The following is a 23,882-nucleotide window of genomic DNA, read 5'->3' as shown; positions in this document are numbered from 1 at the left end:
AACGAACCTAGCGTGGCGATGATGCGGACCCGAAATTCGCCGCGTACTACGGCGGCCCGAACAGCACGCCCTCGGCGATCAGCCGATCGACCTCCTGGGGACTCATGCCGAGCAGCCTGCGGCAGATGTCGGCGGTGTCCTGTCCCGGTAGCGGCGCCGGGCGCTGCTGGGCCGCCGGGATGTGCTGGAACGGCGCCGGGCCCGTCTCCGCCGGCAGCGGGCATTCGACCAGGGGATGCCGCATCTCCGAATACAGTTTTCGCTCGACCAGCTGCGGGTCCTCCAAGATGTCCGGCGGCCGGTTCATCGGTCCGGCCGCGACTCCGGAGGACTGCAGCAGCTGGGCGGCCCGCTCCGGGGTGCGCGTCCGGGTCCAGCCGGACACCAACTCCACCAGCTCGCGCCGGTTCGCCAGCCGCGCCTCGCCGGTGGCGAAACGCGGGTCCGCGGCCCAGTCCGGGTGATGGAAAACGCCCGTGGCGCAGCGCCATTCCTCGTCCGAGCCGATCGAGATGACGCACCATTCGTCGTCGCCCGCGCACGGATACACCGCGTGCAGGCTGGTGTCGTCGGTGATTCTCGGCACGCCGGCGGCCAGCGCAGCCTGGGTGACGTACAAGGCGTCCAATTGGTTGATCACGACTTCGGCCTGCGAGATGTGCACGTGCGACCCGGCGCCCGTGCGATGGCGGCGGATCAGCGCGGCCAGCGCCGCGATGGCGGTGATCCGCCCGACCACGTGGTCGGGAAAGATCGTCGTCGCGTCGTAAAAGGCGTGCCGCGCGGCGGCGTCGTGGTTCTCCGGATCGTCGGACGTCCACAGCCGCGTCACACCGGTCGCGGCGCGAACCAGCGGCCCGTAGCCCATGCGGGTGCTCCACGGCCCCCGGTCGCCGTAGGCGCTGCTTTCGGCGAGCACGATCCGCGGGTTGATGGCACGCAGGTTGTCGTAGGTAAAGCCAAGCGAGGCAAGCGTTCCCGGCTTGAAGTTGGCGAAAACGGCGTCGGACTCCGCGACCAGCCGAGCGAAAATCTCCTTGCCCGTCGCGCTGCGCAGATCCAGGCCCATCGCCAGGTGGTTGCGATGCGTCCAGGCGAACGACTCGCTCATGGCGTCGCCGGCGCGGGCCTGCCGCAACCCGTCCGGGTACTGGGCGCTCTCGATCTTGATGACCTCGGCGCCCAGGTCGCCGAACAGCCGGCTCAGCTCACCCCCGGCGACGATGATGCCCAGATCCAGGATGCGGAGTCCGGCAAACGGATAGTCGCCGACGCGCCCGACGGGCGACTGCACCACCGCCGGGCTCGCCCGCCAGCCCGGTCCGGCCTGCCCCGCGGCCGGGGCCGGGCTGCGGAAACCCGCGTGGCGCCCGTCGACGACGAAATAGCCGGTCGGCACGCGAGTGCGCACCCCCGGGACCAGCTCGACGTCGCCGATCGCGCCCACCGCGTGGAAATGCTCGGCATCCATCGCCCACGACGGCGTCAGCACCGCGGCGATGGGCACGCCGTGGGCCTGCCCCGCGGCCACCAGATCCTTCATGGTCTGCCCGGCGAACAGCGCCTGGACCAACTCGCTGATCTGTGGCCACGCGGCGAAGCGCGCGCCGATCACGTCGTACTTCGGATCCTGGAAATCGTCCGGCTCGCCCAGCCAGCGCCGCAGCCCACGCCATTGGCGCGGCGCCATCACGCACAGCCGGACGTAGCCGTCCCTGCATTCATAGATGGGGTAGGCATCCTGGTTCTTCGGGCGCCCCCGCCACTGCCCGGTGCGGCGAATGCCGGCGGCGACCTGTCCATGCGCGCCGAACGCCGGGTCGAGCGACATGACCACGGCGTCGAACCGTGAGAAGTCTATGCATTCGCCTGTGCCGCAACGCAATCGGTTGTAGTAGGCAACGAGGGTTGCCCAGGCCGCCTGGGCGGCGGCCGTGGCCGAGGCGATCCCGTCCGGGGGCAACACGGGGGTGCCGGTGGTGGGGCCCGATCGCGACAGTGAGCCGCACATCGCGTACAGCACCGGATCGGTGGCCCGCCACAGCGACCGCGGGCCCGCCGCCCCGAAGTCGGTGATCGACAGCACCACCAGATGCGGGTGCTGGGCGGCCAGTTCCTCGACCGACGTCCCGAACGTGGGAGCCTCCCCGTAGAAACCGTCGTCGACGACGATGTCGGCCTGCGCGGCCAGGTCGAGGAATGCGCCACAGTCGTCCTCGTCGTACGGGTCCAGCACCACGCTGCGTTTGTTGGCGTTGTGCACGGCGAAAGGAATGCTGGCACCGGCCAACGTCGGCGGCTGCTCGCGTGCCGGGCTTCCGGCGGGGGGTTCGACCTTGAGCACGTCGGCGCCCAAGTCGGCGAACAGGCGCGTCACCGCGTCGCCGTTGCCGCTCGACAAGTCCAGGACGCGCACGGCGTCGAGCAGCCCGTCGGACATCAGCACACCGTACCCGCACCTGTGGCGGCCGGCCTGGGCCGCATTGTTGTCGCACCGGCCAAAAGGCCAACTGGGCAAGCTGATTGGGTGGGTGAGGTCGCCGTCGACTATCGTCACAGGCCGGTCGGCGAGGCCATGGGCGAAACGATCCGACGGAGGCACCTGATATGAGCGCGGACTTGACGTACGTGGAAGCCGTGGTGGTCGGCGCGTTCCAGGGCGTCACCGAGCTGTTCCCCGTCTCCAGCCTCGGGCACGCGGTGTTGGTGCCCGCGGTGGTCGGCGGTCGATGGGCCCGGGACCTGAGCGTCTCCGCCCCCGAATCGCCCTACCTTGCGTTCATCGTCGGCCTGCACGTGGCCACCGCCGCCGCGTTGCTGGTCTTCTTCTGGCGGGACTGGCTACGCATCGTGGCCGGATTCGTGTCGTCGCTGCGGCATCGCCGCATGCAGACCCCCGACGAGCGGCTGGCCTGGCTGATCGTGGGGGCCACCATCCCGGTGGGGCTGGCGGGGCTGCTGCTGGAGCGAACGTTCCGCACCACACTCGGCAAGCCCGTCCCGGCGGCGACCTTCCTGTTGCTCAACGGCATCGCCCTCTACGCGGGCGAGGTGCTGCGCCGGCGGGTCTCGCCGGCGCCCGACCATGACCACACGGCCGGGGAACCGCCCGCGCACACCGGGGAGGCCGTCGACAACCGCCTGGCCCAACTCCCCCTGCGTCGCGGCATTCTGATCGGCGCCGCACAGATCCTGGCGCTGCTGCCCGGCATCAGCCGCTCGGGCATCACCATGGTGGCCGGCCTGTGGCGCGGTTTGTCCCACGAGGATGCCGCCCGGTTCTCCTTCTTGTTGGCGACGCCCATCATCCTGGCCGCCGGCGTGTACAAGATCCCGGAACTATTCGGCCCCCGCGCGGCCGGAATCGGCGGCCAGGTGCTGGCCGGCAGCATCGCCTCTTTCGTGTGCGCCTACCTCGCCGTGCGGTTCCTGACGCAGTACTTCCAGACCCGCACCCTGACACCGTTCGCCATCTACTGCGCGCTGGCCGGCGGCGCAAGCCTGGTGTGGCTCGCCGCCGGCTAAGTGTCGACCAGTTCCTGCGACCAGCCGGGCCCGGCTAGAGCGGCGCACGCCGGTAGCGCACCTGGTGCGCCTCGACGCCGCCGAAAAGCTCTGTGCGGCAAGCCCCGTCGGGCCGCCAGCCGTCCCGCTCGTAGAAGTGCCGGGCACGAGTGTTAGCGTCCAGCACCCAGAGCACGGCGTCCGTCACACCCAGCGCGCGCAGCCGCTTCCGGGCGGCCAACATGAGCGAGTTCCCCACGCCCGCACCAACATACGGCGGGTCGACGTAGAGCGCCATCAACTCACCGGAGTTCGGTAACTCGGCGTCGCGACACAGGCCCGTGGTGGCGAAGCCGCGAATCGCGGAACCGTCGACGGCGACCAGGGTGTGCGGCATCCGCAGCCCCATGCGGCCGAAGGTGTACCGGCCGACCAGCACCTCGGGGGTCAGAGCGTCCAGATAGTGCTGGGCGACGAGTCCGCGATACGCCGACCGCCAGGACCGCACATGCAGGCAGGCGACCTCGTAGGCATCGGCCGGGACCGCCGCGCGCACCTCGGTCATCGTTGCAGTATCTACGCAGCCGCTTGTTGCGCAGCCACACGCCGAGTGCTGTGCTTACCAGATTGCCTTGTTGACACCCGTCAAGAATCCGGAGGTACGAAAATGGCCGACACGGCGTCGATCGGGCTGAAGCTCCAAGGCAAGGTCCGACAAAAAGTAATCGTGATCACCGGCGGCGCTCGCGGGATCGGGCTGGCCACCGCCACCGCCTTGCACAATCTGGGCGCCAAAGTGGCGATCGGTGACGTCGACGAGGTGCGGGTCAAGGAATCCGGCGCAGCGCTCGGCCTGGACGTGTACGGCAAACTCGACGTCACCGACCCGCATTCGTTCGCGGACTTCCTGGACGAGGTCGAGCGCCAGCTCGGCCCGATCGACGTGCTGGTCAACAACGCCGGCATCATGCCGCTCGGCCGCATCGTCGACGAGCCGGACGCCGTCACCCGGCGCGTACTCGACATCAACGTCTACGGCGTGATCCTGGGCAGCAAGCTGGCCGCCCAGCGCATGGTGCCTCGCGGCTCCGGACACGTCATCAACGTCGCGTCGCTCGCCGGCGAGACCTACATCGCCGGCGCGGCCACCTACTGCGCCAGCAAGCACGCGGTGATCGGGTTCACCGACACCGCCAGAATCGAATACCGCACGGCGGGCGTGAAATTCTCGGTGGTCATGCCGACGTTCGTGAACACCGAACTGATCGCAGGCACCTCGGGGGCCAAGGGCATCAAGAACGCCGAGCCGGCCGACGTCGCGGAGGCGATCGTCAAGCTGGTCGCGCACCCCCGGCCACGAGCGCGGGTCACGAAGACGGCCGGCGCAATCATCGCGTCGCAGAAGTTCATGCCGCGCGCGCTGTCCGAGGGGCTGAACCGCGCGCTCGGCGGCGAGCACGTCTTCACCGATCACGTCGATCCCGAGAAGCGCAGAGCCTATGAGTCGCGGGCTCGCGGCGAAGAGTGAGCACCGCGCCGGACACCGTTCACCCTGAGCGCGCACAATCGGCTGAGTGAGTTTAGAAACCCAGACGACCACTCCCCTTGCCGACCACGAACTCGACCTGATCAACGCCTACTGGCGCGCCGCCAATTACCTGTCCGTCGGACAGATCTACCTGCTGGACAACCCGCTGCTGACCGAACCTCTTTCGCCCGAGCACGTCAAACCGCGGCTGCTGGGACACTGGGGCACCACCCCGGCGCTGAACCTGATCTACGCGCACCTGAACCGCATCATCCGCGACCGCGATGCCAACGTCATCTATGTCACCGGGCCCGGCCACGGCGGCCCGGCGCTGGTCGCCAACGCCTATCTCGAGGGCACCTACAGCGAGGTGTACACCGGCATCGAAGAGGACGCCGAAGGGCTGCGAAAGCTGTTCCGCCAGTTCTCCTTTCCCGGCGGTATCCCCAGCCACGTCGCCGCCCAGACGCCCGGCTCCATCCACGAGGGCGGCGAGCTCGGCTACGCCCTGGTGCACGCCTACGGCGCGGCCTTCGACAACCCGGATCTGGTGGTGGCCTGCGTGATCGGCGACGGCGAGGCGGAGACCGGGCCGCTGGCGGCCAGCTGGCACTCCAACAAGTTCCTCAACCCGGCCACCGACGGCGCGGTGCTGCCCATTCTGCAGCTCAACGGCTACAAGATCGCCAACCCGACCGTGCTGGCGCGCATCCCGCACGCCGAACTCGAGGCGCTGCTGGGCGGCTACGGCTACCGGCCCATCACGGTCGCCGGTGACGACCCGGCGAGGGTGCATCAGCAATTGGCCGCCGCGCTCGACGACGCCTTCGACGACATCGCGGCGATCCAGAGCGCCGCCCGCAACGGCGACCGGACGCAGCGGCCCGTGTGGCCGATGATCGTGCTGCGCACGCCCAAGGGTTGGACCGGCCCGAAGGAGGTGGACGGCAAGAAGGTGGAGGGCACCTGGCGCGCGCATCAGGTGCCGTTGGCCGAGACGCACGACAACCCCGAGCATCGTGCCCAGCTCGAGGAATGGCTGCGCAGCTACCGGCCCGAGGAGTTGTTCGATCGGGACGGCGCGCTGCGGCCCGAGTTGCGGGCGCTGGCGCCGGCCGGTGATCGCCGGATGAGCGCCAACCCGCACGCCAATGGCGGCCTGCTGCTGCACGACCTCGACCTGCCGGACTTCCGCGACTACGCGGTGCCGGTGACGCAACCCGCCACCGAGACGCACGAGGCCACCCGCGTGCTGGGCGCCTTCCTGCGGGACGTCATCGCGCGCAACTCCGACCGATTCCGGCTGATGGGGCCCGACGAGACCGCCTCCAACCGGCTCGACGCCGTCTTTCGCGCGACGGACAAGGTGTGGCTGTCGGAGATCGGGCCCGACGACGAGCACCTCGCGCCCGACGGCCGCGTGATGGAGGTGCTTTCCGAGCACCTGTGCCAGGGCTGGCTGGAGGGCTACCTGCTGACCGGCCGGCATGGCCTGTTCAACTGCTACGAGGCGTTCGTCCACATCGTGGACTCGATGCTCAACCAGCACGCCAAGTGGCTGGCCACCAGCCTCGAGCTGCCGTGGCGGCGGCCGATCGCGTCGCTGAACTACCTGCTGTCCTCGCACGTGTGGCGCCAGGACCACAACGGGGCGTCGCACCAAGACCCCGGATTCATCGACCTGGTGGCCAACAAGCGGGCCGAGCTGACCCGGGTCTACCTGCCGCCGGACGGCAACACATTGCTCTCGGTGGCCGACCACTGCCTGCGCAGCCGCAACTACATCAACGTCATCGTCGCCGGCAAGCAGCCTGCCCTGGCATACCTGGACATGGATCTGGCCATCGCCCACTGCGCGCGCGGCCTGGGGATCTGGCAGTGGGCCAGCACCGCCACCGGCGAACCCGACGTGGTGCTGGCCTGCGCCGGGGACATCCCGACGCTGGAGACCCTGGCGGCCGCCGACATCCTGCGGCGTGAACTGCCGGAGCTCGCGGTCCGGGTGGTCAACGTGGTCGATCTGATGCGGCTGCAGCCGGATTCCGAGCACCCGCACGGGTTGCCCGACCGGGAGTTCGACGCGCTGTTCACCCGCGACAAGCCGGTCGTGTTCGCCTACCACGGTTACCCCTGGCTGATCCACCGGCTCACCTACCGCCGCACCAATCACCATCACATTCATGTGCGCGGGTTCAAGGAGCGCGGCACCACGACGACACCGTTCGACATGGTGATGCTGAACGATCTGGACCGCTTCCACCTGGTGATGGACGTCATCGACCGGGTCGACGGCCTGGCCAGCCGGGCCGCCGTGCTGCGCCAGCGCATGGTCGACGCCCGGCTCGCCGCGCGCACGTACACCCGCGAGCACGGCGAGGACGATCCGGCGATCTCGGGATGGACCTGGGAGTCGAGCGAGCAGAACGAGCGCAGTGAGTGATGGGAGTGAGACGACCCATCGGACTTGGGAGTCGAGCGAGCAGAACGAGCGCAGTGAGTGATGGGAGTGAGACGACCCATCGGACTTGGGAGTCGAGCGAGCAGAACGAGCGCAGTGAGAGATGGGAGTGAGACGACCCACCGGACCGACTCTGGTCCCTAGCGCCGCCTGACCCGTAGCGGGACCGACACCGGACCCTGCAACGACGGCGTCGTGCCCCACCGGACGGGCCCGGCTATTTCCAGGCCGTCGACTTCGTCGAGCAGGCAGTCGACGGCGGTAATCGTCTCCAGCCGGGCGAGGTGCGCCCCCAGGCAGAAATGAAGTCCGTGGCCGAAGGCCAGATGCCCTGCGGTATCGCGGTGGATGTCGAAGCGGTTCGGGTCAGCGAACTTGGCGGGATCGCGGTTGGCCGATGCGTAGAACAGCACCGCCTTCGCGCCCTTGGGAATTACCGTGCCGCCGATCTGATATGGAGCGGTCGCGGTTCTGGTCACCCACTGAACCGGCGAGCCCCAGCGAGCCGTCTCCTCCACCGCCGCAGGGAGCAGGCCGCGGTCGGCCTTCAGTTCCGCGAACAGGTCGCGGTCTTCGGCCAGCCGGATCAACAGCATCCCCAACAGGTTGGTCGTCGTCTCGTTGCCGGCCACCAACAGGATCAGGGCGTACATGAACGCCTCGTCGTCGGTGAGTTGACCCGTTGCCGTCGCAGCCCACAACCGGCTCAGTAGGTCGTCGGCCGGATCCCAAGCGCGGCGGCGCATTTCGGCGTCGACGAAGCTTCGCATCTGCACGTAGGCCTGGACGATCGATCCCATGAAACGGGCGACCTCGGGCATCGATCGAGGAGCGAACATCTGCGCGAATTTGTCCGACACCGCCCGGAATGCCGGCCATTGATCATGCGGAACGCCGAGGATCCTGGCGATCACGTTGATCGGCATCGGGATGGTCAACGCCGCCACGAGGTCGACAACGTCACCGTTGGTCAGCTTTGCGATCGACTCGGCGGCAAGTCCACGGATGTCCGTCGTGAACGCCTGGACCGCTCGCTTGCTGAACATCGGCGCGGTGATGTGCCGTAACCGGGTGTGTTCGGGCGGGTCGGCGAGCAGGACGACGCTCGACACGAACGATCGCAGCATGACTCCGTCTTTCGACGAGAAGACGGCGTTGTTGCGGACCGCGGCATGCACGTCGTCGTATCGCCCGATCATCCAGACGCCAAGTCGCTCGTTGATTACGACGGGATGCTCCCGGATGCGCTCGTAATCGGGGTATGGGTTGGCGATGTGCGGCGCGAGCGTGGGATCGAGCGTCGTGCGGGGCACGGACGCCGGCGCTGAGCTCGGCCGCGGGCGACGAAGGTCGCGGTACGCCCCGGTCGCGACCGGCCGCAAAAGATTGCCCACGGAGCTGCGGGCCGCCGACAAGAGCGCGCGTGGTGGGGGTCTGAGGAGATCGGTGGGCACGACGATGACGCTAAGGACGCGCCGCTGTCGCCGGAATGATGGATTCGGACACGCATTTGATATTTTCAGACACATGCGCAGCGTCGCGTCGTCGGTTTGGGATGTGGCCCAGTCCTCGGCGACAGCGCGGCATGTCCTGGAGACCGCCCTGCAGCATGGGCTCGATGCCGCCACCTGTCTGTCCGGTACCGGTTTGACCCCCGACGACCTCGGCGATCCCACCGTCGAGGTCTACGGCAGCCAGGAGCTGACCATCATCCGCAACCTGATCGGGCGACTCGGCGACCAACCCGGCCTCGGCCTGGAAACCGGTTCGCGGTACAGCTTCGCCGACATCGGCATCTTGGGTTTCGCGTTGATGGCCAGCCCTACCTTCGGTGACGCCATCGACGTCGCGTGCCGGTACGCCGCGCTGACGGCCTCGTATCTGAGCCTGGCCGGCCCGGAGGTGAGCCACACCGAGGCGGTGGTGGCTTTCGACGATGCGCAGGTTCCCCGCGATGTGCGGCGATTCCTGCTCGAGCGCGACTTCGCGATCATGCTGCGCACCCTGCCCCCACTCCTCGGGGCCGGTCATTCGCCGATCACCGTTCGAGTCGAGTTCGCGGAGCTGCAGCTGCCCACCGACACGGTGGAAATCGAAAACCTGACGGTCGTCGTCGAGGAGACCTCCCGCAACGCGCTGGTCATCCCGATTGACCTGGTCAACCAGCCGATGCCGGCGGCGGACCCGCAGACCGCGGCGATCTGCGTTCGCCAGTGTGAGGAGCTGTTGAATCGGCGGCGCATCCGTCGGGGGCTTGCTGGTGCCATTCGCACGCGAATGATCCAGGACTCGGCACAGATTCCCGCCATGGCCACCGTCGCGAAGGAGCTATGCGTCACCGAACGCACTCTGCACCGCCGACTGGCCGCAGAGGGCACCAGCTACCGCGCCCTGCTCGACGAGGTCCGCGCGACCCTGGCCGCCGAACTGCTGAACTCGGGTCTCACCGTCGAGGAAACCGCGCGCCGGCTGGGGTACTCCGAGACCGCCGCATTCACCCGAGCCCACGGCCGCTGGAACGGATGTCCGCCCCGCGGCCGAAGGCGAAACTGAGGAATCGTCGCGGGCCGCGGGTAAACTGGCGAAATGCTCGAGGCGGCCGCCATCCCTGATACCCACCCCGTGGTGTCGCAGCTCTCGGCGCTGCATCGGCTGCGGATCCATCTCGACATCGTCGTCGTCATCGCGGTGCTGGTGCTGACCAACCTGGTCGCGCACTTCACCACCCCGTGGGCCGGCATCTGCGTCGTTCCCGCGGTCGCGGTGGGCCTGGTGTTCCTGATGCGCGCCAACGGTCTGGAGTGGGCCGACCTGGGCTTGGGGCGTGAACACTGGAAGTCGGGGCTGGGCTATGCCGTCGCCGCGGTGTTGGTCGTGGCCTCGGTGATCGCCGTCGGTGTGCTGCTGCCCGTGACCCGGCCGATGTTTTTGAACCACCGCTACGCCACGGTCTCCGGCGCGCTGATCGCCTCGATGGTCATCATCCCGCTGCAAACCGTGATCCCGGAGGAGCTGGCCTTTCGCGGCGTGCTGCACGGTGCGCTGCACCGGGCCTGGGGCTTTCGCGGCGTGGCCTTGGCCGGTTCGCTGCTGTTCGGCCTGTGGCACATCGCGACGTCGCTCGGGCTCACCAGCAGCAACGTCGGCTTCACCCGACTGTTCGGCGGCGGCATCATCGGAATGCTGGCGGGGGTGAGCGGGGCTGTGCTGGCCACCGGCGCGGCCGGGTTCGTCTTCAGCTGGCTACGCCGGCGCAGCGGCAGCCTGATCGCGCCCATCGCGCTGCATTGGTCGCTGAACGGGCTGGGCGCGCTGGCCGCCGCGCTGGTCTGGCACCTGACGGCCTGAGGCGCCTCACACCAGCAGCACCGCCGCGCCGGCGATGCGGCCCGCGCTGAGGTCGGCCAACGCCCGATCCGCCTGATCCAGCGGGTATTCCGGCGTGGTCACCTCGATGTGGTGTTCGCCCGCGAAGTCGAGGAATGCCCGCGCGTCGGCCCGGGTGTTGGACGTGACCGAGCGGACCTGGCGTTCCTGAAACAGATGGCGTTGGTAGTTGAGGGCCGGGATATCGGACAGGTGAATCCCCGCGATGGACAGGGTGCCGCCGCGGTCCAGCGCCTCGAGCGCGGGCAGCACCAGGTCACCGACCGGGGCGAACAGGATCGCCGCGTCCAGCGGCACCGGTGGCGGATCGGCCGCACCCTGCGCCGACGCCGCCCCAAGCTGCATCGCCAGCTCACGCGCCTCGGCTCCGCGGGTCATCACATGCACCTCGGCGCCCTGCGCCAACGCGACCTGCGCGGTGATGTGAGCGCTGCCGCCGAAGCCGTAGAGCCCGAGCCGTCCGCCCGGCGGCAGGGCGGCGCGAAGCAGGGAGCGGTACCCGATGATGCCGGCGCACAGCAACGGCGCCAGCTCGCTGTCGGTGTAGCCGGCCGGCAGCGGGTGCGCGAAAGCCGCTGGGACGGTGGTGAATTCGGCGTAGCCGCCGTCGGCGTCCCAGCCCGTGTAACGGGACTGGGGGCACAAGTTCTCGTCGCCCCGACGGCAGTACTTGCACACGCCGCAGGTGTGCCGCAGCCAGGCGATACCCACCCGGTCTCCGACCCGAAACTCGGCGCCGGCCTCCGACCCGATTTCCACGACCTCCCCCACCACCTCGTGGCCGGGCGTGACACCGTCGCGGTGTACGGGCAGGTCGCCCTCGGCGACGTGGAGGTCGGTGCGGCACACTCCGCAGGCGCGAACGGCGACCAGCAACTCCGACGGGCCCGGGCGCGGCACGTCAGTGGTGACTTGCTCGAGCGGGGCGGTGTCCATCGGGCCGGGCCGGCGCACCCGCCACGCACGCATGGTCGTCGTGGTTAGCGGTGGAACCATCCGTCCATCATGCCGCTAACCACCACGGCCGCAACGTGCTAACTGCGATCAGGTGCGCCGCATCATGCCGACGATCCACAGCAGGATCAGCGATCCGAGCAGCGCGGTGAAGAAGGTGAAGATCAGGCCGCCGCCAGCGGTGTTGACGAAGAAACTCAGGATGAAGCCGCCGATCAGTGCACCGATGACCCCGATGACGATGTCCATCAGAATGCCGGCGCCACTGCCCCGCATGATCTTGCTGGCGAGCGCACCCGCCAGACCGCCGATGATGATGTAACCGATGAGCCCGACGCTCGTGAATGTTGTTGAGCGGGCCAGATATTCGGTAGCTGCCATGACGTCCATGCGAATCTCCTTGCAATCGCCGGCAAAGCCCAGCGTGTTGCTGGGCCGTCATTTCGGTATACCCGCTTCGCGTAACGAAGGGGGTTTTGATTCGGTGACGGTTGGCGCATCATGTCCACGCCGCGGCGGTCAGGCCGATTGCGTCCGCTGGGGAGTCGCTGCGGGAGTGGGGCTGACCTCCCCCGCCGGCGCGGGTGCGGGCGCCGGAGCCGGCGCCGGCGCTCCCGGTGCCGGCTGGACCCCCGGAGCCGGCGGGGCTCCTGCTGCCGGCGCGGGTGGGCCCGCCCAGGGCTGGATCGACTCGGCCAGCGCCTTGGCCGCGCCCCGGTCCACCGGGTCGTTCGCCGTCCCCAGCCACACCACAAACCAACGTTGCGGTGGTGTGCCGTTGGGCGTGCTCGACGAGGGCAGGCCGACCACGCCCGTCCAAATCTGGCCGTTGGGCTTGGACGCGTCGCTGAACTTCACCTCGTAGTACGACGCGCTCCCGGTGATGCCGTTGGCTCCGGTCAACGGGGTGGATTCCTGGTTGATCCGCGTGCCCGGATACGGCAGGAAGAACTCGCCCATGTCCGAGCCCAGCCGCACCGCGGCCTTGGAGTTGTCGGCTTCGGCACTGGCATAAAGCTTCTGGTCCAGCCGGCCCATCACGATGCGGGTGTCGTTGGCCACCGGTGGCGGCTGGTCGGGCAACGGCGGCGGCCCCGTCGTCTTACTCAGCAGAGCCGATCCGTAGTCGAGGTGGGACGCGTCCGACTCCACCCAGCCGGGGGGAAGGACGTAGCTGAAGCCACCCACGGCGTTGGCCACCCGCCCGGCGTTCGGGTCGACGGGAGGTGGCGGCGGTGCGTTCGGGTCGGCGGGCGGCGGCGGTGGCGCGTTGGGATCGACCGGGGCGGGCGACTCCCCCGGCGCCGGAGTGGCCGGCGGCGGCGTGGCCGCGGGAGCCGCGGGGCCGGCGGCCGGCGGTGGGGCCGTCGTTGTCGTCGGCGGGACGGGGGTCGGGACCTCGGGATCGGCGCTCGAGGTTGCCGGCAAGGCGATCGTGACGGCGCTGGCACCGGTCACCGTGGCTATCGCCAGCGTCGCCCACAGGCCTTTGCGACGCGTCGAGTTGGGTTCCACCTGCTCCATGGCGACGAACCTACCGTGTTACCGCTGTGACGCAAGGAGCCTTGCGGACAATTGCATTCCCGTTTTGCCGTTGTTGCCGATGTGCAACCAGGCGCTGATTTCGAGCTCTCAGTGCGCCGCCGGATACAACGTCACCTCGTGAGCTTTGACGGAGAACCACACCTTCTCTCCGGGAGCCAGCCGCAGCTCCGAGGCGGCGTCGACGGTGATCTCCGCGGCGAGGCCGGGGGCGCCGTCGGCCTGCTGCTCGCCGCGCACCAGCACCGCCGGCCCACGAACGTCCATCTCCGCCACCGTCACCTCAACCGTGTTGCGTGGGCTGCCATGGGGTTGGTCCCGGTACACCGCCACCGCCGTGGGCGGGAAGACCGCGATCGCCTTCCGCCCAGCAGCCAGCGGGGCGGGTCCGTCCAGCGTGGGGGCGGCATGCCAACGTGCTCCCGAGCGCGCTTGCAGCGAGGCGTCGGGGGCGACGGTCCCGTTGACCAGGTTGACGCCCGCGACGCGCGCCCCGAAGTGACTGCGCGGCATCGTGAGCACGTCCGCAACCGGGCCGATCTCGGCGATCTTGCCGGCTTCCAGCACCAGCACCCGGTCAGCCAGCGTGAACACGTCGAGTAGGTCGTGGGTGATGAGGACGACGGCGCAGCCGGTGCGGCTGACCACGCCCCGCAACACCGCGCGGACCCCCGCGGCCGCGGCGACATCGAGGCCGTTCAGCGGCTCGTCGAGCAGCAACACGTCGGGCTCGGCGGCCAGCGCCCGCGCGATCGCCACCCGCTGGGCCTGCCCGCCGGACAGCTGGCGCGCCTTCCGGTCGGCGAACTGCTCGGCGTCCACCTCGCGCAGCCAGCGCAGCGCCGTCGCCTTCTCCGCGGCCCGAGCCGGACTCAGCCACCCGCGACGGCTGTGCGGTCCGAAGGCCACGTTGGCGGCAACGCTCATGTGCGGGAACAACAGCGGGTCCTGCAGCAGCAGGCCCACGCGGCGGTCGTGGGTCGCCACGTTCACCCCGGCCGCGGTGTCGGTCAGCACCCGGTCCCCCAACCGCACCAACCCGTGGTCCGGCCGAATCAGCCCGGCGATGACATGCAACGCGGTCGACTTGCCCGCGCCGTTGGGACCCAGAACCGCAAGCACTTCGCCCGCCGATACGGTGAACTCCACGTCGAGGTGGCGGTCGGCCACGACGGCGCGCAGCTGCAGTTCGCTCATGTTGCGGGCTGCCTCGCGTCGGCCCCGGTCAGCCCGCGGGCGCCGAGCCCGAGCACCACCAGCGCGGCCACCGCCACCAGCAGGATCGACAGCGCCACCGCCGCGTTGGCGTCGGTCACCCGCTGCAGGTAGATCTCCAGCGGCAGCGTGCGGGTGACACCTTGGCGGGACCCGGCAAAGGTCAGCGTCGCACCGAACTCCCCCAGCGAGCGGGCGAACGCCAGCACCGCCCCCGACGTCAGGCCCGGCAGCAGCAGCGGCAGGGTGACCCGCCACCAGACGGTGCTGGGACGCGCCCCCAGCGTCGCCGCCACCACCTCGAAGTCGGCGCCGGCGGTGCGCGCGGCTCCCTCCAGGGAGATCACCAGGAACGGCAGCGACACGAAGGTCTGCGCCAGCACCACGGCGGTGGTGCTGAACGCGACGCTGACGCCGGCCGCTTCGAGATAGCGGCCGAGCAATCCGAGCCGGCCGAACGCGTAGAGCAGCGCAATCCCGCCCACCACCGGCGGCAACACCAACGGCAACAGGATCAACGGCCGCAGCAGCCGCACCAGGCGCGCCGTGCTGCGGGCCAGTACCAGCGCCATCGGCACGCCCAGCAGCACGCACAGCGCGGTGCTGGCGGTGGCGGTCCTGAGGCTGAGCAGCAGGGCGGTCTGCGACGACGAGCTGGTGATCAGCGTCCAGAAATTCGGCCAGTCGACCTTGATCGCGATGGCCACCAACGGCAGCACCACGAACGCGGCGCCCACGGCGGCGGGGACGTACACCCACCGCGGCAGATCAGTAGGCCGGTGCACGGTTCACGGTTTGGCGAAGCCGAACTGGGACAGGATGTTCTGACCGGGCTCACCGGTCACCATGGCCACGAATCTTTGCGCCAACGTCGGTTGCGGCGCCCTCTTCAGCACCGCGATCAGATAGACGTTCACCGCGCCGGCGGCCTCGGGGAAGCTGACGGCCGTCACCTTGTTCCCGGCGCTGCGGGCGTCGGTGACGTAGACCAACCCGGCGTCCGCCTGCCCGGTCGTGACCTTGTTGAGGACATCCGTCACGCTGGGTTCCTCGCTCACCGGGTTGAGGTGGACCCCAGTGCTGCCTTCGACGCGCCGAGTCGCCGCTCCGCACGGGACCGGTTTCTGACAGATCACCACGCCCAGCCCGGGCCTCGCCAGGTCGGCGAAGGACCCCACCCGCTTGGGGTTGCCCGGCGTTGTGACGATCACCAGTGTGTTCGAGGCGAAGTTCGTCGGGTTGCCGGACAGCAAGCCGGCCTTGGCGACCGTGTCCATCTGCGCGGTGTCCGCCGACGCGAAGACGTCTGCGGTCGCGCCCTGCGTCAGCTGCGTGGCCAGCTCGGACGATCCCGCGAACTCGAATTCGACAGTGCTGCCCGCGTTTTGGGCTTCGAACTGGGCACTGATTTCGGCGAACGCGGGCTTCAGCGAGGCGGCGGCGAACACCACCACCTGCCCGGACGCCGAGGGCGGCGAATCCGATTTCGAACTGCACCCGACCAGGGCCGCCACGAGCACCGTCGACACCACACCGGCGAGCAGCCCGATCCGAGGCATGGATGAACCCTAACCCGCCGACGATGCGGTCCGCTTGCCGGCTTAATCGGCGCAAAAACGTGACCGCCGAATAGTTACGCAAATGATCCGCGCGTCGCGGCGGCAACAATTTCGCCGACTAGCTACTGTCCAGTAACATATAGCCAGATTGATGCCATAACGCGCTGAGATCCCAGGCTGGTGTTTTAGCGATCCCGCCAGGATTTGGGTTCAACGTTGAACACGAGGGAGGTGTGGCAGTGGAGGTACTGGTCACCGGTGGAGACACCGAACTGGGGCGCACAGTGGCCGAAGGCTTCCGCGATGACGGTCACAAGGTGACCCTCGTGGGGGCGCGACGCAGCGACCTGGAGATCGCCGCCAAGGAACTGGACGTGGACGCGATCGTCTGCGACACCACCGACCCGGCGAGCCTGACCGAGGCCCGTGCCCTGTTCCCCCATCACCTCGACACCATCGTCAACGTGCCGGCGCCGTCCTGGGAAGCCGGTGACCCCCGTACCTATTCCCTCGCCGACACGGCCACCGCGTGGCGGAATGCCTTGGACGCCACCGTGCTTTCGGCGGTGCTGACGGTGCAGACCGTGGGTGATCACCTGCGTTCGGGCGGCTCGATCATCAGCGTCGTGCCCGAGAACCCGCCGGCCGGAAGCGTCGACGCCTCGATCAAGGCGACCCTGTCGAACTGGGTTGCGGGACAGGCGAGCATCTTCGGCACGCGCGGCATCACGGTCAACGCCGTGGCCAGCGGGCGCAGCGCCCAACCCGGCTACGATGGACTCTCCCGCACCCCCCCGTCGGTCGCCGCCGAGGTGGCCCGTTTGGCGCTGTTCCTGACCACCCCGGCCGCCCGCCACATCACCGGACAGACGCTGCACGTCAGCCACGGCGCGCTCGCGCAATTCGGCTGAGGGCTTAATCCGAAGCCGAGCGGTATCGCCCCGCGCGGAGCCGCACTACGGTAGAGCGCGTGGCTATTCGACTCGGTCTGCAGATTCCCAACTTTTCCTACGGCACCGGGGTGGAGAAACTCTTCCCCACAGTTCTGGCTCAGGCCCGTGAGGCCGAATCGGCCGGTTTCGACTCTGTCTTCGTGATGGACCACTTCTACCAACTTCCCATGCTGGGCGATCCCGACCAGCCGATGCTGGAGGCCTACACCGCCCTGGGCGCTCTGGCCACCGCCACCGAACGAGTTCAGTTGGGCACGTTGGTGACCGGCAACACCTACCGCAACCCGGCGTTGCTGGCGAAGATCATCACCACGCTCGACGTGGTGAGCCAGGGCCGCGCGATTTTGGGAATCGGCACGGGCTGGTTCCAACTCGAACACGACCAACTGGGTTTCGAATTCGGCACTTTCACCGACAGGTTCAACCGGCTCGAGGAGGCGCTGCAGATCATCCTGCCGATGATCAAGGGCGAGCGGCCGACCTTTTCCGGCAAGTGGTACCAGGTGCGCGAGGCGATGGCGAATCCGCGCTTGCGCGACCACATTCCGCTGATGATCGGCGGCAGCGGTGAGAAGAAGACGATCCCGCTGGCCGCACGCCACTTCGATCATCTCAACGTCATCGCCGGATTCGATGAACTGCCAGGCAAATTGGAGGTCGTGCGGCGGCGCTGCGAGGACATCGGCCGTGACCCGGCGACGCTGGAAACCAGCACGCTGACCACGGTGCTGGTGGACGAGAACGCGAAACCCGATCAGGTTCCGGCCGAAATGACGCAGCGCATGGTGGTCGGCGGCCCCGACTCGGTCGCCGACCAGATCAAAACCAAAGTGGTGGACGCCGGCATCGACGGTGTGATCATCAACCTGCCCTTCTACACCCCCGGCGTGATCAACGCCGTGGGCGAAGCGCTGCGCCCGGTCGTCGGCCTGTAGCCGCCGGCACCGCTCCGGTGGGGTCGCGGATCAGCCGCGCCGCGGTAATACTTCCGTGTAGCGGCGTTTACCTGCGCCACAACGGCGCAGCGCAGAAGAAGGGGGCCGGGACATGAAGAAGCGAGCCCTGGCGGTGGTCGCGGCAGCTGTGGCGTTTGCGGCACCCCCGATCGCGCATGCCGACAACAACGGGATCGCCATGGCGATATCGGACTCCACGGGCCACATCGACATCGCCGACGGAGCCGCTAGCCCGGCCGCGGCCGAAAAGGCGGTGATGGAAACGTGCCGCAAGACGATCAGCGACTGTCGCCTGCTGGCCAGCGGGCAGGGTGGTTGCCTGGCACTCGTGGTGAACGCGTCGAAGACCAAATACTTCGGGGGTTGGGGCCCAACGCGCGAAGAAGCGGAGGCGGCGGCGCTGGCACGCGCGCCGGGCGGAACGATCCAACAAGGTCACGACCATTGCGCCGGAGAAGGCTCCGGCCAGTGATGACGGCTTCGCGCCGGATGGACTGACAACCTGATAGCTACGCCACAGTGCCCAAAGCCCACCAGGCGTTAAGCCCTGGTACATCGTTAGTGTTGCAAACAACACATGCTTATCAATTAGGTTTCCGGGTACCCGCCTGACTAGCCTTGTGGCTAACTGAAGTCGCGTGTCCATAAGCCCCCGTCAGGAGCAGCGGAAACATGAGTCCCCCACCAGAAACCACAGCTGGAACGGAACGTCGCCACCGGGTGGTCATCATCGGTTCGGGATTCGGTGGGCTCAACGCGGCAAAGAAACTCAAGCACGCGAACGTCGACATCAAACTGATCGCGCGCACCACCCACCACCTGTTCCAGCCGTTGCTGTATCAGGTGGCAACGGGCATCGTGTCCGAAGGCGACATCGCCCCGCCCACCCGCGTCGTCCTGCGCAGGCAGCGCAACGTCCAGGTGCTCCTCGGCGACGTCACGCACATCGATCTGGCGGGGAAGTTCGTCGTGTCCGATTTGCTCGGCCACACGTACGAAACCCCTTACGACAGCCTGATTATCGCCGCCGGCGCCGGGCAGTCCTACTTCGGCAACGACCACTTCGCCGAGTTCGCGCCCGGCATGAAGTCGATCGACGACGCGCTGGAGGTCCGCGGACGGATCTTGAGCGCCTTCGAGCAAGCCGAACGGTCGCGCGACCCGGAACGACGGGCCAAGCTGCTGACGTTCACCGTCATCGGCGCCGGCCCCACCGGCGTCGAAATGGCCGGGCAGATAGCGGAAATGGCGACCCACACGCTGAAGGGCTCGTTCCGTGGCATCGACTCCACCAAGGCGCGAGTGATCCTGCTCGATGCCGCTCCCGCCGTGCTGCCGCCGTTCGGCGAGAAGCTGGGGACGCGGGCACGCGCCCGGCTGGAGAAGATGGGCGTGGAGATCCAGCTGGGTGCGATGGTCACCGACGTCGATCGCAACGGCATCACGGTCAAGGACTCCGACGGAAGCATCCGGCGCATCGAGTCCGCCTGCAAGGTGTGGTCCGCGGGCGTGCAGGCCAGTGGGCTGGGGCGAGACCTGGCCGAGCAGTCGTCGGTGGAACTGGACCGGGTCGGCCGGGTCAAGGTGCTGCCCGATCTGTCGATCCCCGGGCACCCGAACGTGTTCGTCATCGGCGACATGGCCGCCGTCGAGGGCGTTCCGGGGGTGGCCCAGGGCGCGATTCAGGGCGCCAAGTACGTCGCCGGCACGATCAAGGCCGAACTCGGCGGGGCCAACCCGGCAGAGCGCGAGCCGTTCCAGTACTTCGACAAGGGCTCGATGGCCACCGTTTCGCGGTTTTCGGCGGTGGCCAAGGTCGGCCCGCTAGAGTTCAGCGGCTTCATCGCCTGGCTGATGTGGCTGGTGCTGCACCTGGTTTATCTGGTCGGGTTCAAGACGAAGGTCAGCACCCTGCTGTCGTGGACGGTCACCTTCCTGAGCACCCGGCGCGGCCAGCTGACCATCACCGAGCAGCAGGCGTTCGCCCGCACCCGCCTCGAACAACTGGCGGTGCTCGCGGCGGAAGCGAAACGCCCGGCGGCCGCCAGGCGGGCGAGTTAACCGGCAGGCCCGTCGGACCGGCGTTCTCATGGAAGCTGTTTCAGCGCATCGCGATTCGTAAACGTGCCTGGGGCGCCCGGCCCGGCTACGCCTCGAGGTTCTGCAGCCGCACCTGGCCGCGGGCCACCACCCGGTCATCGGAATCGGTGATGGTGACCAGCCACAACTGCTGGCGACGGCCGCGATGGATCGGTTCGGCCGTGCCGTAGACGGTGCCCGAGCCGATGGAACGCAGAAAGTCGGTGTTGTTGTTGACCCCCACGACATTCCCGCCGCCGCGGGAGGCGAGCCAGGTGTAGGCGGCCACGCTGGCCATGCTCTCGATGATCGAGCAGTAGACGCCGCCGTGCACGAGGCCCATCGGCTGCAGCAGTTTGGGGGTGACCTCGAGTTGGGCCCTCGCTCCGTCGGGGCTGAGTTCGGTGAATCGCAGCCCGATCTCCTGGTCGAAGGGGGCGCGGAAATCCGGCGGGAGGGTCGTCTGCGGAGGCTCTGGCACGTTCTGTGTCTACACCATCGCTCGGGCGGCGGCGCTGCTGGCGGGATGCGCGCGCCGACAACAGCCCGTCAAACGGCCGAAGAAACGGCTGAGCCCCGTGCCACGGAGGCACGGGGCTCGCCGATCGAGTCGACCGGGGGTCACTGCAGCCCTCAGGACTCTGCCACGGTCGTCGCTCGCTCGACTCGGTTAGCATAGGCAAGGCTGCCCTAATTTCGCAAGCGCCTTTCCGGCGCAAGGGCGGGAGCTTCGGTACGACCGTCGGTAGTAACCCGGAGTACGATGTTGTCGACGCTCAGGAGAGAACGCACTATGGCGAAACTGACCCGGCTGGGGGATCTGGAACGCGCCGTGATGGATCACTTGTGGTCCACACCGGAACCTCAAACGGTCCGCCAGGTCCATGACGCGTTGTCCGCGCACCGCGACCTTGCCTACACGACGATCATGACCGTCCTGCAACGGCTCGCCAAGAAGAACCTGGTCTCCCAGATCCGCGACGACCGGGCCCATCGATACGCGCCCGTGCACGGCCGCGACGAACTGGTCGCCGGCCTCATGGTGGACGCGCTGGCCCAGGCCGAAGACTCCGGCGACAGGCAGGCAGCACTCGTTCACTTCGTCGAGCGGGTGGGCGCCGACGAGGCGGACGCGCTTCGGCGGGCGCTCGCCGAACTGGAAGCCAATCAACGCAACAACGCGCCATCCGCTGGCGCGGCGAGGGAGGACTGAGGGAGACTGACAGCGTGTCCGCGCTGGCCTTCACCATCCTCGCGGTGCTGCTGGTCGGTCCGGTGCCGGCCTTGTTGGCACGCGCGACCTGGCCGTTGCGCGCCCCCCGCGCCGCGATGGTGTTGTGGCAGGCCGTCGCGCTGGCAGCGGTCCTCTCGGCGTTCAGCGCCGGCATCGCGATCGCCACTCGGTTGCTCATGCCCGGTCCCGACGGGCGGCCCACGGCCAGCATCATCGGCGCGGCCGACCGGCTCGAGTGGCCGCTGTGGGCGGCCTACATTAGTGTCTTCGCGCTGACCGTCCTGGTCGGCGCCCGATTGATGGTTGCCGTGGTCCGGGTGGCCATCGCCAATCGGCGACGGCGGGCCCACCACCGCATGGTGGTCGACCTGGTCGCGGTCGGCCACGACGGGGCGCTTCCCCAGCCCTGCGCCCACACGCGCGACCTGCGCGTACTCGACGTTCCCCAGCCGCTTGCCTACTGCCTGCCCGGCGTCCGCAGCCGGGTGGTGGTCAGCGAGGGGGTGCTCAGCACGCTCGCCGATGCCGAGGTCGCGGCGATCCTCACCCACGAGCGGGCTCATCTGCGGGCTCGCCACGACCTCGTTCTGGAAGCCTTCACCGCGGTGCACGCCGCCTTCCCGCGGCTCGTGCGCAGCGCGAACGCGCTCGGCGCGGTGCAACTGCTCGTCGAGCTGCTCGCCGACGACGCCGCCGTGCGCGCGGCGGGTCGCGCTCCCCTGGCGCGGGCGCTGGTCGCCTGCGCGTCCGGGCGGGTTCCCTCGGGCGCAATGGCCGCGAGCGGCCCCAGCACCGTGGTCCGCGTGCGCCGGCTGACCGGGGGTGGCAACAGCCTGGTGCTGGCCGCAGCCGCATACCTGGCCGCGGCAGCGGTGTTCGTGGTGCCCACCGTCGCATTGGCCGTACCGTGGCTCACTGAGCTGCGCCGCCTGTTCAACCTCTGACGCAGCAGAGAGCCATCACCCCGGGCGGACGTATGTCCGCTGTGCCACAGTGTGACGGAAAGCTTTTCGGCACAGTTCTTTCGACTTGAGAGGCGAAGAGATGGGTTCGTCGAGTTCCAAGACCGCTACCGCGCAGATCGGCGTCACCGGCCTGGCCGTGATGGGTTCGAACATCGCCCGCAATTTCGCCCGGCACGGCTACACCGTGGCGGTGCACAACCGGTCGATCGCGAAAACCGACGCGCTGCTCGAAGAGCACGGCGACGAAGGCAAGTTCGTGCGGTCGGAGACCATCGCGGAGTTCCTGGACGCCCTGGAGAAGCCGCGGCGGGTACTCATCATGGTCAAGGCCGGCGACCCCACCGACGCCGTCATCAACGAGCTCGCCGACGCCATGGAGGACGGCGACATCATCATCGACGGCGGCAACGCCCTCTACACCGACACCATCCGCCGCGAGAAGGCGATGCGCGAACGGGGTCTGCACTTCGTCGGCGCGGGGATCTCGGGCGGTGAGGAGGGCGCGCTCAACGGCCCGTCGATCATGCCGGGCGGCCCCGCCGAGTCGTACACGTCGCTGGGCCCGCTGCTCGAGGAGATCTCCGCCCACGTCGACGGCGTCCCGTGCTGCACCCACATCGGCCCGGACGGCGCCGGCCACTTCGTCAAGATGGTGCACAACGGCATCGAATACTCCGACATGCAGCTCATCGGCGAGGCCTACCAGCTGCTGCGCGACGGCCTGGGCAAGACCGCCGAGCAGATCGCCGACGTCTTCGACGAGTGGAACTCCGGCGACCTGGACAGCTTCCTCGTCGAGATCACCGCTCAGGTGCTGCGCCAGACCGATGCCAAAACCGGCAAGCCGCTCGTCGACGTCATCCTCGACGAGGCCGAGCAGAAGGGCACCGGCCGCTGGACGGTGAAATCGGCGCTGGACCTCGGCGTCCCGGTCACCGGCATCGCCGAGGCCGTGTTCGCCCGCGCGCTGTCGGGCTCGGTGACCCAGCGCAAGGCCACCACGGGGCTGGCCTCGGGCGCACTCGGCGCCAAACCGGGTGACGCGCAGCAGTTCGTCGAGGACGTGCGTCAGGCCCTGTACGCGTCCAAGATCATCGCGTATGCGCAGGGCTTCAACCAGATTCAGGCCGGCAGCGCCGAATACGGCTGGGGCATCACGCCGGGCGACCTGGCCACCATCTGGCGCGGCGGCTGCATCATCCGGGCGAAGTTCCTCAACCGCATCAAAGACGCGTTCGACGCCGACCCCGACCTGCCCACCCTGATCGTCGCGCCCTACTTCCGCAGCGCGATCGAGGCCGCGATCGACGGTTGGCGTCGTGTCGTGGTGACCGCCACGCAGCTGGGCATCCCGATCCCCGGTTTCTCCTCCGCGCTGTCCTACTACGACGCCTTGCGCACCGAGCGGCTGCCCGCGGCGCTGACCCAGGGTTTGCGGGACTTCTTCGGCGCCCACACCTACGGCCGTACCGACGACGACCCGGACAAGCGCTTCCACACGCTGTGGAGCGGAGACCGCAGCGAAGTGCCCGCCTAGCCGGGTACTAC

The 23,882-nt window shown here is 68.6% G+C and carries 22 protein-coding genes; 12 read left to right on the top strand and 10 right to left on the bottom strand.

Going from position 1 to position 23,882, the window contains the following annotated elements; translation table 11 throughout:
* Nucleotides 1–46 precede the first annotated feature (46 nt).
* On the bottom strand, nucleotides 47–2,440 hold the full coding sequence (locus KXD96_RS16780; protein WP_396876819.1) for a CoA transferase: 2,394 nt from the start codon (nucleotides 2,438–2,440) through the stop codon (nucleotides 47–49).
* 167 nt (nucleotides 2,441–2,607) lie between these two features.
* Here KXD96_RS16780 and KXD96_RS16775 point away from each other — a divergent pair, with 167 nt between their 5' ends.
* Nucleotides 2,608–3,525 carry an undecaprenyl-diphosphate phosphatase gene (locus tag KXD96_RS16775; protein ID WP_260737758.1) on the top strand — a complete coding sequence of 306 codons (918 nt, stop codon included), beginning with the start codon at nucleotides 2,608–2,610 and terminating at the stop codon, nucleotides 3,523–3,525.
* Nucleotides 3,526–3,559: 34 nt separating this feature from the next.
* Here KXD96_RS16775 and KXD96_RS16770 read toward each other — a convergent pair whose 3' ends face one another.
* Nucleotides 3,560–4,069 carry a GNAT family N-acetyltransferase gene (locus tag KXD96_RS16770; protein WP_260737755.1) on the bottom strand — a complete coding sequence of 170 codons (510 nt, stop codon included), beginning with the start codon at nucleotides 4,067–4,069 and terminating at the stop codon, nucleotides 3,560–3,562.
* 102 nt (nucleotides 4,070–4,171) lie between these two features.
* On the opposite strand from KXD96_RS16770, the gene KXD96_RS16765 reads away from it, so the two are divergent.
* Nucleotides 4,172–5,032, top strand: coding sequence for an SDR family oxidoreductase (locus KXD96_RS16765; RefSeq protein ID WP_260737750.1), 861 nt, complete (start codon nucleotides 4,172–4,174; stop codon nucleotides 5,030–5,032).
* Nucleotides 5,033–5,078: 46 nt separating this feature from the next.
* A complete protein-coding gene (locus KXD96_RS16760; protein ID WP_260737748.1) occupies nucleotides 5,079–7,472 on the top strand; it encodes a phosphoketolase in 2,394 nt (797 codons plus the stop codon).
* Nucleotides 7,473–7,630: 158 nt separating this feature from the next.
* Here the strand turns inward: KXD96_RS16760 and KXD96_RS16755 are convergent, their stop codons facing one another.
* The gene (locus KXD96_RS16755; protein ID WP_260737745.1) at nucleotides 7,631–8,944 is read right to left on the bottom strand and encodes a cytochrome P450; all 1,314 of its coding nucleotides are present in this window, start codon (nucleotides 8,942–8,944) and stop codon (nucleotides 7,631–7,633) included.
* Nucleotides 8,945–9,017: 73 nt separating this feature from the next.
* Between KXD96_RS16755 and KXD96_RS16750 the strand changes: the two genes are divergently transcribed.
* Both KXD96_RS16750 and KXD96_RS16745 read left to right on the top strand, forming a co-directional pair.
* Nucleotides 9,018–10,043 (top strand): AraC family transcriptional regulator, encoded by a 1,026-nt coding sequence (locus KXD96_RS16750; RefSeq protein ID WP_260737744.1) that lies wholly within the window; start codon nucleotides 9,018–9,020, stop codon nucleotides 10,041–10,043.
* Nucleotides 10,044–10,076: 33 nt separating this feature from the next.
* On the top strand, nucleotides 10,077–10,838 hold the full coding sequence (locus tag KXD96_RS16745; protein WP_260737743.1) for a CPBP family intramembrane glutamic endopeptidase: 762 nt from the start codon (nucleotides 10,077–10,079) through the stop codon (nucleotides 10,836–10,838).
* Between the two features lie 6 nt (nucleotides 10,839–10,844).
* Here KXD96_RS16745 and KXD96_RS16740 read toward each other — a convergent pair whose 3' ends face one another.
* The 6 genes from KXD96_RS16740 to modA form a co-directional block, all read right to left on the bottom strand.
* Nucleotides 10,845–11,873 (bottom strand): zinc-binding alcohol dehydrogenase family protein, encoded by a 1,029-nt coding sequence (locus KXD96_RS16740; protein ID WP_260737742.1) that lies wholly within the window; start codon nucleotides 11,871–11,873, stop codon nucleotides 10,845–10,847.
* A 48-nt stretch (nucleotides 11,874–11,921) separates the two neighbouring features.
* Nucleotides 11,922–12,221 (bottom strand): GlsB/YeaQ/YmgE family stress response membrane protein, encoded by a 300-nt coding sequence (locus KXD96_RS16735; protein WP_260737740.1) that lies wholly within the window; start codon nucleotides 12,219–12,221, stop codon nucleotides 11,922–11,924.
* A gap of 129 nt (nucleotides 12,222–12,350) precedes the next feature.
* Complete coding sequence (locus tag KXD96_RS16730) at nucleotides 12,351–13,355, bottom strand: alanine and proline-rich secreted protein Apa (protein WP_260737737.1); 1,005 nt, start codon at nucleotides 13,353–13,355, stop codon at nucleotides 12,351–12,353.
* Between the two features lie 108 nt (nucleotides 13,356–13,463).
* Nucleotides 13,464–14,570, bottom strand: a complete 1,107-nt coding sequence (locus KXD96_RS16725; RefSeq protein WP_260737730.1) for a sulfate/molybdate ABC transporter ATP-binding protein — start codon at nucleotides 14,568–14,570, stop codon at nucleotides 13,464–13,466.
* Nucleotides 14,567–15,373 (bottom strand): ABC transporter permease, encoded by an 807-nt coding sequence (locus KXD96_RS16720; RefSeq protein WP_260737729.1) that lies wholly within the window; start codon nucleotides 15,371–15,373, stop codon nucleotides 14,567–14,569. The genes KXD96_RS16725 and KXD96_RS16720 overlap by 4 nt, the downstream gene beginning before the upstream one ends.
* A gap of 3 nt (nucleotides 15,374–15,376) precedes the next feature.
* Nucleotides 15,377–16,147, bottom strand: coding sequence for a molybdate ABC transporter substrate-binding protein (gene modA / locus KXD96_RS16715; protein WP_260737726.1), 771 nt, complete (start codon nucleotides 16,145–16,147; stop codon nucleotides 15,377–15,379).
* Nucleotides 16,148–16,380: 233 nt separating this feature from the next.
* Here modA and KXD96_RS16710 point away from each other — a divergent pair, with 233 nt between their 5' ends.
* The 4 genes from KXD96_RS16710 to KXD96_RS16695 all read left to right on the top strand — a co-directional run bounded on the left by KXD96_RS16710 (nucleotide 16,381) and on the right by KXD96_RS16695 (nucleotide 20,117).
* A complete protein-coding gene (locus KXD96_RS16710; protein WP_260737722.1) occupies nucleotides 16,381–17,058 on the top strand; it encodes an SDR family oxidoreductase in 678 nt (225 codons plus the stop codon).
* A 59-nt stretch (nucleotides 17,059–17,117) separates the two neighbouring features.
* A complete protein-coding gene (locus tag KXD96_RS16705; protein WP_260737720.1) occupies nucleotides 17,118–18,035 on the top strand; it encodes an LLM class F420-dependent oxidoreductase in 918 nt (305 codons plus the stop codon).
* A gap of 112 nt (nucleotides 18,036–18,147) precedes the next feature.
* Nucleotides 18,148–18,528: a DUF4189 domain-containing protein gene (locus KXD96_RS16700; RefSeq protein WP_260737719.1), complete on the top strand. Its 381-nt coding sequence runs from the start codon at nucleotides 18,148–18,150 to the stop codon at nucleotides 18,526–18,528.
* Between the two features lie 200 nt (nucleotides 18,529–18,728).
* Nucleotides 18,729–20,117, top strand: a complete 1,389-nt coding sequence (locus KXD96_RS16695) for an NAD(P)/FAD-dependent oxidoreductase (RefSeq protein WP_260737718.1) — start codon at nucleotides 18,729–18,731, stop codon at nucleotides 20,115–20,117.
* A gap of 85 nt (nucleotides 20,118–20,202) precedes the next feature.
* Here KXD96_RS16695 and KXD96_RS16690 read toward each other — a convergent pair whose 3' ends face one another.
* Entirely contained in the window at nucleotides 20,203–20,616 is a 414-nt protein-coding gene (locus tag KXD96_RS16690; RefSeq protein WP_260737716.1) for a PaaI family thioesterase, read from the bottom strand.
* Between the two features lie 312 nt (nucleotides 20,617–20,928).
* Between KXD96_RS16690 and KXD96_RS16685 the strand changes: the two genes are divergently transcribed.
* From KXD96_RS16685 to gndA, 3 genes are all read left to right on the top strand, one after another.
* Nucleotides 20,929–21,348: a BlaI/MecI/CopY family transcriptional regulator gene (locus tag KXD96_RS16685; protein ID WP_260737713.1), complete on the top strand. Its 420-nt coding sequence runs from the start codon at nucleotides 20,929–20,931 to the stop codon at nucleotides 21,346–21,348.
* Nucleotides 21,349–21,362: 14 nt separating this feature from the next.
* A complete protein-coding gene (locus tag KXD96_RS16680; RefSeq protein ID WP_260737711.1) occupies nucleotides 21,363–22,313 on the top strand; it encodes a M56 family metallopeptidase in 951 nt (316 codons plus the stop codon).
* Between the two features lie 100 nt (nucleotides 22,314–22,413).
* Nucleotides 22,414–23,871, top strand: coding sequence for an NADP-dependent phosphogluconate dehydrogenase (gene gndA / locus KXD96_RS16675; RefSeq protein WP_260737709.1), 1,458 nt, complete (start codon nucleotides 22,414–22,416; stop codon nucleotides 23,869–23,871).
* Nucleotides 23,872–23,882 lie beyond the last annotated feature (11 nt).

Source organism: Mycobacterium sp. SMC-2, from assembly GCF_025263485.1.
In the GTDB taxonomy this organism is placed as follows: Bacteria; Actinomycetota; Actinomycetes; order Mycobacteriales; family Mycobacteriaceae; genus Mycobacterium.
Note: the sequence above shows the minus strand (reverse complement) of the source record. Positions and strands in the feature narration are given on the sequence as shown.